This window comes from Nocardia sp. NPDC051052, from assembly GCF_044456045.1.
GTDB lineage: Bacteria > Actinomycetota > Actinomycetes > Mycobacteriales > Mycobacteriaceae > Nocardia.
In genome coordinates this window covers 160,567-178,102 of record NZ_JBITFL010000014.1, presented here as the reverse complement: position 1 = coordinate 178,102, position 17,536 = coordinate 160,567, and the positions used below count along the sequence as shown (strand labels likewise).

Genomic DNA, 17,536 nt, shown 5'->3' with positions numbered 1-17,536 from the left:
GCGCGGTGGCGTACCGATCACAGCAGGGTGTTCAGTATTCGGCCGACCAGACTCATCATTTCGGGGCGATCGAAGTCGCCGTGCGCACAGTCCACCTCGATGACCTCGAGATGGCCGCCGAGGTATCCGTGCCAGGCGTGTTCGAGCTCGTTCTTGGCGTCGACCGTTCGGTTCCCCTCCTGATCGAGCGTCGCGCCGAAGACTGTCATGTCGCCGTCGTAATGCGGCGAGGTGTAGCCCTCCCACAGTCGGCAGTTGTTGACGAGGACCTTGGTCAGCCGTTCCACCAACTCCTGAATGACCGGCGCGTCCAGCTGATCGCCGAACCGGTCGTCGGCCCAGGCCCGGATACCGACCATGGCCTGCTCGTCGGTGACGTCGGAATCCGCGGCCGCCCCCTGCGGCGGCTGACTGTCCAGGACGCCGAGGAATCCGACTCGCATTCCCCGCCTGGACAATTCGGCGGCCATCGCGTGCGCGACCACGCCACCATAGGACCAGCCGAGCAGATGGTAGGGCCCCTCGCTCTGCAGCGTCTGCAGCCGATCGATGTAGTCCGCCACCATCTCCGCCATGGAGGCTGCCGTCGGTCCGCCGTCGAGGCCGCGAGACTGAATGGCGTACACCGGCCGATCGGGCAGGTGCCGGCCGAGCTGCTGGTAGAACCAGCCGAGACCACCGCCGGGATGCAGACACCACAGCGGTTCCCGCGAGCCGGAACTCTTCAGGATCAGGATCGGATCGAAATCCGTGCCCGCGGCGCCGCCTTCGTCGAGCCTGGCCGCCAGCTCGGCGACGGTGGGCGCGTCGAAGATCACCCGAACCGGCAAATCGACACCGACCACCGCCCGGATCCGGCTGGTGAGGCGGGTGGCCAGCAGCGAATGCCCACCGAGTGCGAAGAAGTCGTCGTCGATGCCGACACGGTCGAGGCCGAGGATCTCGGCGAACAACTCCGTCAACGTCCGCTCGCGTTCGTCGCGCGGGCCGCGATACTCGTTGGCGGACAATACTTCCGGGTCGGGCAGTGCGCCGCGATCGATCTTTCCGTTCGCCGTCAACGGCACGCTGTCGAGCACCAGCACGGTCGCGGGCACCATGAACTCCGGCAACCGCTCATCGGCCCACCGGCGCACGTCGGCGGCCAGCAGGCTCGCCTGCGGGCTGTTGGCGTACCTCGCCGGTTCCGCTACCGCTGCCGGGGACAGGTACACGCCGGTCAGCGGGCGATCCTTGGCCGTCTCGGTCTCGACGAAGACCGCGTCCATGTGTCCTGCCACCGCCGACCAGGTGACCGCGGTGGTGTATCCGAGTTGCTGTCCGAGGACGTGCAGGTCTTCGGGCAGCAGACCCGCGTCGAGTCGCGCGGCGTGGTCGGCGACCACGCCTTCGAAACCGACCGCGAGCGGAACGAGTTGTGCGTCGGCCTGCACCGGATTGCCCGCCCGGATCTGCTGCACGGCTTCGATCTGCCCGGTCAGTCCGGCATGCGGGATCCCGAGGACCCGGATGCCGTCGGGATGCCGGGTGCGCAACAGTGCGCGCAGCCAAACATGGTCACAGAACTGGACTTTCGGCGCGTCGGCGACCGACAGTGTGGTCGCCGGGGTCTTGCGCAGGACCACGTCGTATCGATATCTGGTCAGCTCGTTCACGGCGTATCCGCGCTTCAGCTCGATATCGACGCCGTCGAAGTCGAGGGCACGACTCACGGCCAGGAAGTACTCGGGCGAGAGCAGCAGCTCCTGCTCCGCGGCGATGTCCCGGCGCACTCGGTCGCTGACGGCCGCTGGATCGTCGCCGCCGTTGCGTGCGATCTGGACCGCGGTGGTGAACTCCGCCAGCAGCGCCAGATTACGGATATCGCCGAGGAACACGGCACCGCCGGGAGCGAGCAGGCCCAATACCTGTTCGAGTACTCGACGCAGATACCGCTCGCCGGGGAAGTACTGGATCACCGAGTTCAACACCACGGTGTCGAAATAGCTCTCCGGCAATCCGTCGATGTCGTCCGCGCCGCGCACGCTCAGCTCGACCCGGTCGGCCCAATCCTCGTTCAGCTCACCCAATCGCGCCCGCAGCGTGGCGATTGTCGCGGCCGAGAAGTCCGTGGCCCAGTACTCGTCGCATTCCGGAGCCAGCTGCGACAGCAACAGGCCCGATCCGACACCGATCTCGAGTACCCGCCGTGGCGCGAGCGCGCGAATCCGCTCGACCGTGGCCGACTGCCAGACCCGCATCTGGTCCAGCGGAATCGCGGCTCCGGTGTAGCTGCTGTTCCAGCCGCCGAAATCGGCACCGAACGGAGCACTTTCGGTATCCGCACCGCTCTCGGTGTCGTCCGCGGCGGAATACAAGTCGTCATAGACCCGCTGCCACTGCCCGACCAGTTCGTCTTCACCGACCACCGGTCCGGACCGCTCGGGCACCACATAGCCGATCAGCTGCTTGCCGCCGATGTCGGTCTCGCGCACGACCACTACGGCTTGGGATACCGAAGGATGTTGCGCCAGCACGGTTTCGACCTCGCCGGGTTCGACTCGGAAGCCGCGGATCTTGACCTGATCATCGACTCGGCCGACGAACTCCAGTGCGCCCGCCGAGGTCCAGCGCACCACATCGCCGGTGCGATACAACCGACCGCCTGCCGGGTCGAAGGGGTCGGCGACAAACCTGGTCGAGGTCAATCCAGCCCTGCCCCGATATCCCCGCGCCAATTGGGCACCGGCTACATACAACTCACCGGTGACGCCAACTGGGACCGGCAGCAAGCGCGAATCCAGCACGTACGCCCGCATATTGAGCAACGGCCGCCCGATCGGCACGGACCCCTCCGAGTCCGCGTCGGCAGCGAAGGTCGTCGCGAAAACGGTGGTCTCGGTCGGTCCGTAGCCATTGACCACCGCTACCTCAGGGGCCACGGCCTTGACCCGGCGCACCAAGGCCGAGGAGAGTTCGGCACCACCGGCAATCACCTGGCGCACACCCTGGAATGCATTGCCGGGCATAGCTTCGACGCGCTCCAGCAACACCGACAGCAGCGCCGGTGTCGCGAATATCCTCGTCACCGATCGCCTGGCGACCAGGTCGAGCATTTCACCCGGATCCGAACGCAGCTCACTGGCTATTACCAGACCGCCACCGGCACACAATGCCGCCCACATCTCGTAGGTCGACGCGTCGAAGGCCATCGACGAATGCACCAGCACCCGCTCGGCCGGTCCGGTCAACCATCCCTGCGAAACGTGATTCACCACGTTACGGTGTGTGATGCCAACACCTTTGGGGATGCCGGTAGAACCGGACGTGTAGATCACATAGGCCAAATTCTGCGGCCGCACCACCACCTGATCGAAGCTGTCCGACCCGTCAATGGTCTCGAGAGCATCCAAATACAAGCGCGGAGTGGCGGTAGCAGGCAGGGTGTCGGCGGTGTCATGATCGGTCACGACGACGACCGGGGCGGCATCGTCGAGGATGAACGCCAGCCGCTCCGACGGATACGCCGGATCGATCGGCAGATACCCGCCGCCGGCTTTCAATACCGCCAGCAACGCCACGATCAGTTCCGCGGATCTGGGCAAGGCGACCGCGACGACATCGTCCGGACCCACCCCACGCGAGATCAGCACACGCGCAAGCGTGTTCGCCCGGGTTTCCAGGTCCCGATACGAGAATTCGGTATCGCCACAGATCACCGCGGCTGCCTGGGGCGTACGAGCGACGTGGGCCTGGAACAGCTCGACCAGGGTGATGCCCTCGACGTCGACCGTGGTGTCGTTCCACCTGTCCAACAGCAAGTCGCGTTCGTCGGCATCGAGTACATCGATGGACCCCACCGGCGTACTCGGGTCCGCCACGACCTGCCGCAGTATCCGGGCCCACCGCGCCGCCATTGCCTCGACCGTGGACCGGTCGAACAACTCGGTCGCATATTCGACGAACCCGCCCCACTGTTGACCGGCAGGCGCATCGGCGATATTGAAGAACAGGTCGAACCGCGAGGTCGCGATGGATGCGTTGTAAGGCTCGACCTCGACTCCCGGCAAGTCGATCGTTGACAGGGTGTTGTTCTGAAATGCCAACGACACCTGGAACAACGGATGATGTGCCGCCGACCGCGTCGGGTTGAGCAACTCCACAAGAAACTCGAACGGTGCGTCCTGATTCTCGTACCCGGCCAGCGCTTTCGCCCTGACCTCGCCGAGAATTTCGGCAAACGACGCGGTGGGAGCCACTTTCGCCCGCAGCACCCAGCTGTTGACGAAGAACCCGACCAGATCGGTCAACGCCTCGTCGGTGCGGCCGGCAACCGGTGCGCCGATCGGAATGTCCTCCCCCGCGCCGAGCTTGAACAACAGCACCGCCAAGGCCGACTGCAACACCATCGACATCGTCGCACCCTCGCGGGCGGCCAATCGTTCCAGTCCCGTCCTGGTGTCGGCATCGATGCTGAAGAAAACCATGTCGCCGCGATAACTGGCGACCCGAGGCCGCGGCCGATCCGTCGGCAACCGCAGTTGCTCCGGCAAGCCGTCGAGTTCACGACGCCAATAGTCGAACTGTTGTGAGAGCACGCTGTCCGGGTCGGTCTGCGAACCCAGCAAGTCCCGCTGCCACAACGTGTAATCGACGTACTGCACCGGCAGCGGTGACCACCCTGGCGCTCGATCCTCAGCGCGCGCGGAATACGCCACCGAGAGATCCCGCAGCAACGGCGTCATCGACCAGCCGTCACCGGCAATGTGATGGATCAACAAGACCACGACACACTCGTCCACGCCGTATCGCACCACCGTGACCCGAATCGGGATCTGCGTCGACAGGTCGAACCCGTATCGCGCCGCCTCGATCACCGCCGCGTCCACCTCAGCGGGCTCCACGTCGGTGATGCTCACCGGGACCTCGACACTGCCGGCATCGAGCACCTGCTGTGTCGGGACACCGTCGGCTTCGACGAAGATGGTGCGCAAACTGTCGTGCCGGACAACGACATCACCGACCGCGGCGGTCAACACCGACACGTCCGCCCCGCGCAACCGCACGGCCAGCGGGATGTTGTAGGTGGCAGAGGGCCCCTCCAGCCGATGGATGAACCACAACCGCCGCTGCGCGAACGACAAGGGCACCACATCCGGACGCGGCCGCGCCAGCAACGCCGGACGCACCCGCACCCCGGCATCGAGCCGAGTCACCAACTGCGCCACCGTCGGAGCATCGAACACCGTCCGGATCGGCACCTCGACGCCGAGCACCACCCGAATCCGACTGATCAGACGGGTAGCCAGTAGGGAATGACCACCCAACTCGAAGAAGCTGTCGTCGACCCCGACCTGTGTCAGCCCCAAGACCTCGCCGAACAACTCGGCCACCATCCGCTCCTGGAGCGTGCCCGGCGCCCGATACGCCACGGAGGACACCAACTCGGGCACGGGCAGCGCGGCACGGTCGAGTTTCCCGTTCGCGGTCAGCGGCACCGAGTCGATCACGATCACCGCGGCGGGCACCATGAACTCCGGCAGGCGCTCGGCGGCGAACCGGCGCACCTGTCCGCCATCGAGTCCGTCGCCCTCGATCGAGCTAGCCCGGCCGGCGACCACATACCCGATCAGCTGCTTGCCGCCGACGGCGGTGCCGCGCACCACTACGACAGCCTGGGAGACCGCGGGGTGCTGAGCCAGTGCGGTTTCGACTTCACCAGGTTCGATCCGGAAGCCCCGGATCTTGACCTGATCATCGACCCGGCCGACAAACTCCAACTCGCCCGCGGCATTCCAACGCACGACATCACCAGTGCGGTACAACCTGTCACCAGTTGGGTCGAACGGATCAGCCACAAACCGCTCAGCGGTCAACCCAGCGCGACCGCGATAACCACGCGCCAACTGCGCACCGGCCAAATACAACTCACCGGCAACCCCGATCGGCACCGGCTTCAACCACGAATCCAGCACGAATGCACGCACATTGGCCAGCGAGGAACCGATCGGAACCGAACCGCCGTCGAGGCGTTGCGCAGATTCGAACTGTCGTCGGATCGCGAACGTCGTTGTCTCGGTAGGGCCGTACGTATGCACGATGCGCGTCTCGGGGCACATCCGCAACGCACGGTCGAACACCTCCGGCGGCATCTCCTCGCCACCAGTCCACACCTGGCGAAGCCCGGCGAGCGCCTCGGGGCAGTGGTCGACGAACAACTCGAACAACCGGGTGGTGAGGAATGCCGCGGTGACCCCCCTCGCCACGAGCAGCCGGCCGAGCGCCGCGATATCGGTGCGTTCCGACTGCGCGACAACTACCCGGGCACCGCCCAACAGCGGAACCCATATCTCATAGGTGGAGGCATCGAATGCGACCGAGGAATGCACCAGCACCCTGTCGTGCGCACCTCCCCGCCAATCCGGCTTAGTCGCGAAGGCCACCACGTTGCGGTGGGTGACGGCAACACCTTTGGGGACACCGGTGGAGCCGGAGGTGTAGGTCACATAGGCCAGATTCTGTGGCCCCACCGCGACAACCCGATCCAGACCGGGCCCGTCCGGCGCGAGTGTTTCGAGGTAGAGGTGCGGCGCCTCGGCAGCGGGCAGCAGTGGTGCGGTAGCGGAATCGGTCACGACGACAACCGGCGCAGCATCGCTGAGGATGAACGACAACCGATCCGACGGATAAGCCGGATCGATCGGCAAATACGCACCACCGGCCTTCAACACGGCAAGCAACGCCACGATCAGGTCTACCGATCGGGGCAAGGCAACCGCGACAACATCATCCAGGCCCACCCCACGGGAAACCAGCACCCGCGCAAGACGATCGGCACGAATATCGAGCTCTCGGTACGTCGGCTCGTCGTCACCGTAGACAACCGCGACGCTATCCGGTGCCGCGGCAGCCTGCGACTCGAACAGTCCGTTGATTGTGGTGTCCGGGAATTCCGCGGTGGTGTTATTCCACCGACGCAGCACCAACTCGCGTTCGTCGCTGCCGAGGACATCGATCGATCCCACCACGACATCCGAATCCGACACGACCTGCCGCAGAATCCGCGCGAACCGGGTCGCCAACGCCTCGACCGTGCGCCGATCGAACGAATCGGTGCGGTATTCGAAGTGCAGTCGCAAGGCTGGGGCCGCATTGGCTACGACCGTCAGGGGGTAGTGCGAGGGCGTTTTGGGTTCTACATCGGTGATCGCCACACCGGATGAGGCCGCGACCGCACCTATTCCGGCCTGGTCGACGGGATAGGACTCGAACCCGATCAGGGTGTCGAACAAGACATTCAAACCGGTCGCCTGATGGATATCGACCAACCCGACGTGATGATGGTCGAACAGCGCGGCTTGCCGGGCCTGCAGCCCGGTCAGCACGTCGGTGAGGGTGTCGCGGGAACCGAACCGCACGCGCACCGGCACGGTATTGATGAACAACCCGACCATCGAATCCACACCCGGCAGCACCGGCGGACGACCCGACACGGTCACGCCGGTGATCACGTCGTGCCGGCCGGTCGATACGGCCAGCAGAATCCCCCACCCGCCTTGCACAACAGTGTTCAGCGTGATGCCAAGGGCCGTGGCCCGGCGGCTCAATGCCAGCGCCGTCTCCTCCGGCAGCGGTACCTCGACCCGCGCTACCTCGCCCACGACGGCATTCCCGGCGTCGGCCTTGCCGGCGAGGAGTGTCGGCTCACGCACGCCGTCGAGTTCCCGAGTCCACGCCTCGATGGCCGCCCGGGAATCCTGCTCGCCCAACCACTTCAAGAACTCTTTGAAGGCGGGTGGTTGCGGCGATACGGTGGTGTCGGCACTGGAACCGTAGCGGCCGAACAGGTCTCGGATCAGCATTGGCAACGACCAGCCGTCCACCAGCACATGATGGGCGGTGAATACCAGCTCAGAGCGCACATCGGACAGCAGCACCAGCGTCAATCGCAGCAACGGCGGAACCGTCACATCGAAATGGGTGTGCTGATCCTCGATCAGCAGCCGCTCCACCGCCGCATCACGTGCGCTATCGTCCAGCTCACGCAAATCCAGTACACACCAGGGCAATTCGACACCGTCGACAACGACCTGCACCGGATCACCATGGGCGCCCGCGACAAAGCCCACCCGCAGATTCGGATACCGGTCCAGCATCCATTGACCGGCCGCCCGCATTCGCTGCGGATCCACCCGTCCGGACAACCCGAAAACGACCTGCATGTGATAGGCGTCGAACCCCGAACCCGCGAATACCTGGTGGAACAACAACCCCGACTGCATCGACGTCAACGGCCACACGTCCGCCAACCCCGGATACCGAGCCGCCAACACCTCGATCTCACCCTGACCCAACGGTGCCAACAGGTCCGACGACGTCAAACCCCCCGCACCCGGCACGGTGGCATGCCGGGCCAACCCCATCGCCGCGCTCCGCCACAGGTCGGCCAGCTCCCGAATCTCGGTGTCCGCCAACACTCCCGCAGGGGCGGCGAATACCGCCTGCAACACCGGACCTTCGTCGGTATCGACCACCAACATGTTCACCGTCAGCACCGACATCGCAGGCATCGCCGGATCCAGCGGCGTAATCATCTGTCCGACATCGGCCGAGGGCGTCCAGCCCGCTCCTCGCAGGCGCGGCGGCAACAGGTCCATCGAGGTGACCCGGCCCAGGTAGTTGAATCCGATCTGGCCGGTCGAATACTGTCGCAGCACAGCGGCTGTCTCGGGATTGAGGTAGCGAAGCAACCCGTATCCGATGCCCTTGTCCGGCACGCCGCGCAGTTGCTCCTTCACCGACTTCACCAGTGTCCCCGCGGCCGGACCACCGGCGCACAGCTGCTCCCACTCCAGTGCCGACGCGGCCAATCGAACCGGGAACATGCTGGTGAACCAGCCGACCGTACTCGAAAGATCGGCACCGGGAACAGTGTCCTCCTCGCGGCCATGGCCTTCCAACCGGATCAGAACCGATTCCGCACGCACACCGTGCTCGTCGCGCCAGCGGGTCACCGCGGCAGCCAAGGCCGCCAGCAACCCGTCTTCTACGCCGCCACGGAACACCGCGGGCAACATTGTCAACAGCGGTTCGGTCACCGACACCGGAATCTGGACCTGAACATGCTCGACGGTGGCCATCACGTCGATCGTGGGGTCCAGTGCCCGGCGTCCCAATATCGGATCAGGTCCGTCGAGAACCGAAGACCACCAAGACAACTCGGCCACCCGCTCCGGCCGGGCCGCTTGCTCGACCAACCCGTGTGCCCAGCGCCGCATCGAGGTCCCGGTCCCCGGCAACACCGGAGTCAGTCCCGCCGACACGTCCCGCCACGCAGACGCCAAGTCCGGCAACAGAATCCGCCACGACACACCATCGACCACCAAGTGATGAGCCACGATCGACAACCAGCCCGCCCGAGCGGGTCCGGCATCGAACCACACGAATTGCACCAAGACCCCCGCCGCCGGAGCCAACCGCCCGGCCGCCGCCCCCGCCAGCGCGACGATCGCCTCGGCCTTATCGCCGTACTGCTGCTCGACGGCGGCCATCTCGACGCGGTGCAGCAACCGATCCACGTCCACGCCGCCCACCGGCGCCACCTCGAGCCCGGCACCGCGCTCGTCATCGACCAATCGCGACCGCAAGACATCGTGTCGATCGAGCACCGCGGCCAACGTCGCCACCAACCCCGCCCGATCAATACCCACTGGCAGATCGAGCGACATCGACTGCGTGAAACTGTCGAATCCCGCACCCAACTCCCGCACGAACCGCGCTACCGGCAGCAGTGGCATCCATCCGGTCCCACCACCGGCCAACTCCGCCAATACGGGACCCGTCACCGTACGGGTGTGCGCGACCGCCGCCAATGCCGCTGCCGTCCGATACTCGAACACCTCCCGCGGACTGACCTCCACCCCCAACCCCCGCGCCCGCGCCACCACCTGAATCGAGCGAATACTGTCACCACCCAGCTCGAAGAAGCTGTCATCCACCCCCACCCGTGGTACACCGAGAACCTCGGCGAACACACCGGCCAGCACCTGCTCCTGATCCGTACGCGGCGCTCGATACGCCACCGACGAGCTCAGCTTCGGATCCGGCAGCGCCTTGCGGTCGAGCTTGCCGCTCGCGGTCAACGGCACCGAGTCGATCACCAGCACCACCGTCGGCACCATGAAGTCCGGCAACCGCTCGGCGGCAAACCGGCGCACCTCTCCCCCGTCGAGTCCATCGGCACCCGCCCGGTCGGCGACCACGTACCCGATCAGCTGCTTGCCACCCGTGTCGGTGCCTCGTGCCACCAGTACCGCCTGAGATACCGCCGGATGTTGCGCCAGAACGGTTTCCACCTCACCCAGTTCGACCCGGAAACCTCGGATCTTGACCTGATCATCGACCCGGCCCACGAACTCCAACTGCCCGAGGATATTCCAGCGCACCACATCACCGGTGCGATACAACCGACCGCCAGTCGAGTCGAACGGATCAGCCACAAACCGGGCCGAGGTCAGACCCGCCTGACCGCGATAACCACGCGCCAATTGGGAACCAGCGACGTACAACTCACCAGCAGCCCCGATCGGAACCGGCATCAGCCACGGATCCAACACGAATACCCGGGTGTTGGCCACCGGGACACCGATCGGAACCACCACGTCCACATCCTCGGGCACGCGATAGGTCGTTACATTGACAGTCGCCTCGGTCGGACCGTACAGGTTGTCGATCCGCTCGACCCCGCACTCGGCCTTCAGCCCGCCGACCAGTTCGGCGGTGAGCGTGTCCGCTCCGGTATTCACCTGCCGCAAACTCCGCAAAGGATTGTCCGGCAACGAGTCCACGTAATCGACCAAGGCCGACAACAGCGGTGGCGTCGCGAAAACCTTCGTCACCGCGCAGGTCTGCACCAGCCGAGTGATCTCCACCGGATCCGACCGCTGTTCGCTGGCCACCACCAAGGTCGCGCCACCGCACAGGGCGGGCCAGATCTCATAGGTCGAGGCATCGAAGGCGATCGAAGAATGCGCCAGCACCCGATCCGCAGGACCGGACGACCACGCCTGGGCGACCAGGTTCATCACGTTACGATGCGTGATGCCAACACCTTTAGGTACGCCTGTCGAGCCAGACGTATAGATCAGATAGGCCAAATCCGCTGGACGCACCGCAACCGGGCCAGTCCAGGCCAAGCCATCGGTGGTGTCGATCGCATCGAGGTAGAGGTTTGGTGTTCCGTTGTCGGGCAACGTTTCCGCGGTCGCCGAATCGGTGATGACGGCAACCGGCGCGGCATCGGTGAGCACGAACGCCAACCGATCCGAGGAATACGCCGGATCGATCGGCAGATACCCGGCGCCGGCCTGCAACACCGCCAACATCGCCACGATCAGCTCCGCCGACCGAGGCAACGCGACCGCGACAATGGTGTCGGGACCCACCCCACGCGAGGTCAAATAGCGCGCCAAATGCCCAGCACGAGTGTCGAGTTCGCGATACGAGACGTTGACATCAGCACAGACGACGGCAATCGCCTCCGGGGTCGCGGCGACCCGCGCCTGAAACAGTCCGACCACGGTGGTGTCGGGCACTTCGGTCACGGTGGCGTTCCACCGACGCAGCACCAACTCGCGTTCGTCGGTGCCGAGGATATCGATCGATCCCACCGGGATATTCGGGTCCGAAACCACCTGCCGCAGTATCCGCACGAACCGCGCCGCCGTCGCCTCGATAGTGGCCCGATCGAACACATCGGTGCGGTATTCGAGCCGGAGTTGCAGCGTGGGTGCGGCGCCCGCGACGACCGTCAGCGGGTAGTGCGTTGGCGCGTTCGGGCGCAGATCGGTAATGGCGATACCGCTGGTGGTTGCGGCCGCGCCGATCCCGGCCTGGTCGACGGGATAGGACTCGAACCCGATCAGGGTGTCGAACAAGACATTCAAGCCGGTCGCCTGATGGATATCGACCAACCCGACGTGATGATGGTCGAACAGCGCGGCTTGCCGGGCCTGCAGCCCGGTCAGCACGTCGGTGAGGGTGTCGCGGGAACCGAACCGCACGCGCACCGGCACGGTATTGATGAACAACCCGACCATCGAATCCACACCCGCGATGGCAGGCGGACGACCCGACACAGTAGCGCCGGCGACCACGTCGTTGCGGCCGGTAGATTTGGCGAGCAGGATTCCCCACGCGGCCTGCACGACAGTGTTCAAGGTGATCGCGAGTTCACCAGCCCTCGTGGTCAAGGCCGAAGCCGTTGCCGCAGTGAGTGGTACATCGACCTGCTCGACCTCGGCGCCCTCAGCGCTGCCGGTCGTACTGGCGAGCAGGGTGGGTTCATACACGCCGTCGAGTTCTTCCACCCAGGCCCGCACACTGGCGTGCGAGTCCTGCTCGGACAACCATTTCAGGAAGTGCTTATATTCGGGCGCTTGCGGCAACGCCGAAACGTCACCATCAGACCCGTAGAGACGCAACAGATCCCGGAGCAGCAGTGGCAGCGACCAACCGTCCAGCAGCAGATGGTGCGCGGTGAACATCAGCTCCGAGCGCTGCTCGGACATCAGCACCAGCGTCAGCCGCAACAGCGGCGGAACCGCAATCTCGAAATGCGTGTGCTGATCCTCGATCAGCAGCCGCTCCAACGCCGCACCACGATCGGACTCGGCCAGCTCGCGCAGATCGACTATCCGCCATGGCAATTCGACACCGCTGACGACAACCTGGACCGGATCACCGTGGGAGCCCGCGACAAATCCCCCTCGCAGATTCGGATACCGATCCAACAGCCCCTGCCCGGCCTTGCGCATCCGCTCTGGATTCACTTGCCCGGACAACCCGAATACGACCTGCATGTGATAGGAGTCGAATCCCGATTCCGCCATCACGTGGTGAAACAACAATCCGGCCTGCATCGAAGTCAACGGCCACACATCCAGCAAACCCGGATGGTCGGCCTCCAACACCTCGATCTCGCTCTGTCCCAACCGCACCAACGACAGGTCCGACGGCGTCAAACCACCCGCACCCGTCGTGCCTGCGTGCTGCGCCAACCCCAGTACCGCGTCTTGCCACAGGTCCGCCAGGCTCGCTGTATCAGTCTTCGACAGCACTCCCCGGGGTGCCGCGAATACCGCTTGCAGGACCGGGCCTTCGTCGGTGTCGACGACCATCGTGTTGACATCCAGCACCGCCATCACCGGCATCGCCGGGTCCGGGGCCGCGATGGATCCCACACCACCCTCGGCCGGGGCCCAGCCTGTCCCCCGCAGCCGTTGCGGCAACAGATCTGTCGAGGTCAACCGCCCGAGGTAGTTGAATCCGATCTGGCCGCTCGACAACTGTTGCAGCACAGGAGCTGTCTCGGGGTTCAGGTAACGCAATAACCCGTACCCGATGCCCTTGTCCGGCACGGCGCGCAGTTGCTCTTTGACCGACTTGAACAGGACGCCCGCGGCCGGACCGCCGGCACAGAGCTCATCCCACTCGTGCGCCGACGCGGCCAGCCGCACCGGGTACACGCTGGTGCACCAGCCGACGGTACTGGACAGGTCGGCACCCGGAACCGTGTTCTCCTCGCGGCCATGGCCTTCCAACCGGATCAACACCGATTCCGCACCGGCGCCGCGATGGTGCCGCCAGCGGGCGACCGCTACCGCCAGTGCCGCCAGCAAACCGTCCTCGACCCCACCGTGGAACGCCGAAGGCAAAGCGGTCAACAACGTTTCGGTCGCCGTCACCGGAAGCTGGACACTCACCTGCTCCACGGTCGCCATGACATCCACGACCGGATCCAGCGCACGCGCGCCGAGCATCGGATCGGGCGCGTCCAAAACCGAACGCCACCACGACAACTGCGCCACCAGTTGCGGTGCGCGAGCTTGCTCGACCAACCCGTGCGCCCACCGGCGCAGGGAGGTTCCGGCCCCGGCCAGCACCGGCGCCACCCCCGCCGACACGTCCCGCCACGCGGCAGCCAAGTCCGGCAACAGAATCCGCCACGACACGCCATCGATCACCAGGTGATGGGCGACCACCGACAGTCGGCCCGCCTGCTCGGGTCCGGAGTCGAACCACACGAACTGAACCATCAATCCCGCCGAGGGAGCCAATCGTCCTACCGCCGCACGCACCTGGGCGGCGATCAACTCCGCCTGTTCGCCGGAATCCTGTTCGACGGCATCCATTTCGACACGGTGCAGCAGCCGATCCACCTCGACCGCACCCACCGGTGCCACCTCGAGGCCCGCGCCGCGCTCGTCATCGATCAGCCGCGACCGCAGCACATCATGGCGATCGAACACCGCGGTCAACGTCGCCACCAAACCCGCCCGATCGATGCCCACCGGCAGCTCGAGCAGCAGCGACTGCGTGAAGCTGTCGAATCCCGCGCCGAGCTCCCGCACGAACCGGGCCGCGGGCAGCAGCGGCAGCCATCCGACCCCGCCACCGGCCAACTCCGCCAACACCGGAACGGTGACGGCCCGTCCGGCGGCCACCGCCGCCAACGCCGCGGCAGTCTGATATTCGAACACCTCCCGCGGACTGATCTCGACGCCGAGTTCCCGTGCCCACGAAACCACCTGGATCGAGCGGATGCTGTCACCGCCGAGTTCGAAGAAGCCGTCGTCCACGCCTACCCGGTCGAGCCCGAGCAGCTCCGCGAACACCGTGGTCAAGATCTGTTCCTCGGTGCTGCGCGGTGCCCGATACCGCGCGGCGGAGGTGATTTCCGGCTCCGGCAGTGCCGCCCGATCCAGTTTTCCGTTGGCGGTCAGCGGCACCGAGTCGAGCACCACGACCGCCGCGGGCACCATGAAATCCGGCAACCGCTCGGACGCGAACGCGCGTACGTCCGCGCCGTCGAGTTCCTGCTGAACCGGCGCGGAACCATCGGCGACCACGTAGCCGATCAGCTGCTTGCCATGACCGGTGTCGCGTGCGATCACCATCGCGCGCGCGACCGAAGGATGTTGCGCCAGTATGGTTTCGATCTCGCCCGGCTCGACCCGGAACCCTCGGATCTTCACCTGATTATCGACCCGGCCGACGAACTCCAACTCCCCCGCGCCATTCCAGCGCACCACATCACCGGTGCGATACAGCCGACCACCCGACGGATCGAACGGATCGGCCACAAACCGAGCCGCGGTCAGCCCGGGCCGGCCGCGATAGCCACGCCCCAGCTGGGCACCGGCGACATACAGCTCACCGGGGACGCCGACCGGAACCGGCAGCAGCCACGAATCCAGCACGAAAAACCGCACATTCCCCAGTGGGCGGCCGATCGGCACAGTCCCGGCGTCGCTGCCGACGTCATAATTGGTGACACAGGCGGTGGTTTCGGTAGGCCCGTATCCGTTCACGACCTGAACGTCGGCGTACTTCGCGTTCAGCTTGCGAACAAGGGCTTCGGTCAGCTCGGCACCGCCGACGATGACCTCCCGCAAACCCCGCAAAGGGTTGGCGGGCAAGGAATCCGCGTGATCGATCAAGGCCGCCAGCAACGGCGGTGTCGAGAACATCCTCGTCACCGACCGCGTCGCTACCAGCTCGGCGATCTCCAGCACATCCGATCGCGCTTCACCGGCCAGCACCAACGACGCACCGCAGGCCAGCGTCGGCCAGATCTCATAGGTGGAACCATCGAACGCGATCGATGAATGCACCAGCACCCGATCGTCGGTACCGACCGGCCAAGCCTGGGAAATCAGGTTCGACAGGTTACGGTGCGTGATGCCAACACCTTTCGGCACACCCGTGGAACCGGAGGTGTAGATGACATAGGCGAGATTGTCCGGGCCTACCGCGACGGTCCGCCCGCGACCTGACTGATCCGCCTTCTCGATGGCATCGAGGTACAGGTGTGGTGCCGCGTTCGGCGGCAAGGACTTTCCGGTGGCGGAGTCGGTGACGACGACAACCGGCGCGGCGTCGGTGAGGACGAACGCCAACCGATCGGACGGATACGCCGGATCGATCGGCAGATACGCACCACCGGCCCGCAACACACCCAGCAGGGCCACGATCAAGTCGGCGGACCTCGGCAGCGCGACCGCGACAACGCTGTCCGGGCCGACCCCGCGCGAGATCAATTCCTGGGCAAGCTGACCAGCCCTGGCATCGAGATCCCGATACGACAGCGCCTCAGCACCGGAGAACACCGCGATCGCGTCCGGAGCCGCGACAACCCGCGCCCCGATCGAATCGACAATCGTGGTGTCGGGAATCTCGACAGTAGTGTCGTTCCACCGACGCAACACCACGTCGCGTTCGTCGGCATCGAGGACCTCGACCGAACCCACCGCCGCGCCCGGCTCCGACACCAGCTGCCGCAGTGTACGCACCAGCCGCGTTACCATGGCCTCGACCGTGGACCGGTCGAACAGCTCGGTCGCGTACTCGACGAGACCGTGCCATTGCTGGCCGGCGGGCGCGTCGGCGATATTGAAGAACAGGTCGAACCGCGCGGTCGCGATCGACGCACCGTAGGGCTCGTATCGAACGCCCGGCAGCTCCAGTGTTGGCAGGGTGTTGTTCTGGAAGGCCAACGACACCTGGAACAGCGGATGATGCGCCGCCGAGCGAGCCGGCTTCAGCAGCTCCACCAGCAATTCGAACGGTACGTCCTGATTGTCGTACCCCGCCAACGCTTTCGCGCGAACCTGACCGAGGAGTTCGGTGAACGACGTTTCCGGCGACACCCGGGTCCGCAGCACCCAGCTGTTGACGAAGAACCCCACCAGGTCGTTCAGGGCGTCGTCGGTGCGTCCGGCGATCGGCGATCCGAGCGGAATGTCCTCCCCCGCACCGAGTTTGAACAGTAGCACGGCCAACGCCGACTGCAGCACCATCGACACGGTCGCGCCGGCCCGACCGGCCAGCCGTTCCACGTCGGCGCGCAGCAGCGGATCGATATCGAAGGCGACCACATCGCCGCAGTAGCTGGCCACGCGCGGGCGCGGCCGGTCCGTCGGCAGCCGCAACTGCTCCGGCAACTCGTCGAGTTCGGCGCGCCAGTAGTCGAACTGCTGGGACAGCACGCTGCCCGGATCGTCCGGCGAACCGAGCACGTCCTGCTGCCACAACGTGTAATCGACATATTGCACCGGCAATGACCCCCAGCCGGGCGCTCGATCTTCCAGGCGCGCGGTGTAAGCCACCGAGAGATCACGCAACAGCGGCGCGGCCGACCAGCCGTCACCCGCGATGTGGTGGATCAACAACACAAACACGCAGTCCTCGGCGCCGCACCGAAACACACTGGCGCGCAACGGTATCTCGGACGACAGATCGAACCCGTAGCGCACCGCGCCGTCCACCGCGGCCGCCAGCGCGGCGGGTTCGACGTCGGTGATCGTTACCGGCACCTCGGCGCTGTCGATATCCAATACTCGCTGGGCGGGGACACCGTCGGCTTCCACGAAGATCGTGCGCAGGCTCTCGTGCCGCGCGACCACGTCACCGATCGCGGACCGCAGGGCGTACTCGTCCGCCCCGTGCAACCGCACCACTATCGGCATGTTGTAGGTCGCCGACGGACCTTCCAGCC

The 17,536-nt window shown here is 65.7% G+C and carries 1 protein-coding gene (cut by a window edge); it reads right to left on the bottom strand.

Annotation, left to right across the window (positions count from 1 at the left end):
* Positions 1 to 17: 17 nt before the first annotated feature.
* Positions 18 to 17,536, bottom strand: partial view of a non-ribosomal peptide synthase/polyketide synthase gene (locus ACIBCN_RS36650; RefSeq protein WP_396996613.1) — the 3' portion only. Its footprint extends 3,262 nt past the window's final position; the window shows 17,519 of its 20,781 coding nt (coding positions 3,263-20,781); the start codon falls outside the window, past its right edge; the stop codon is at positions 18 to 20.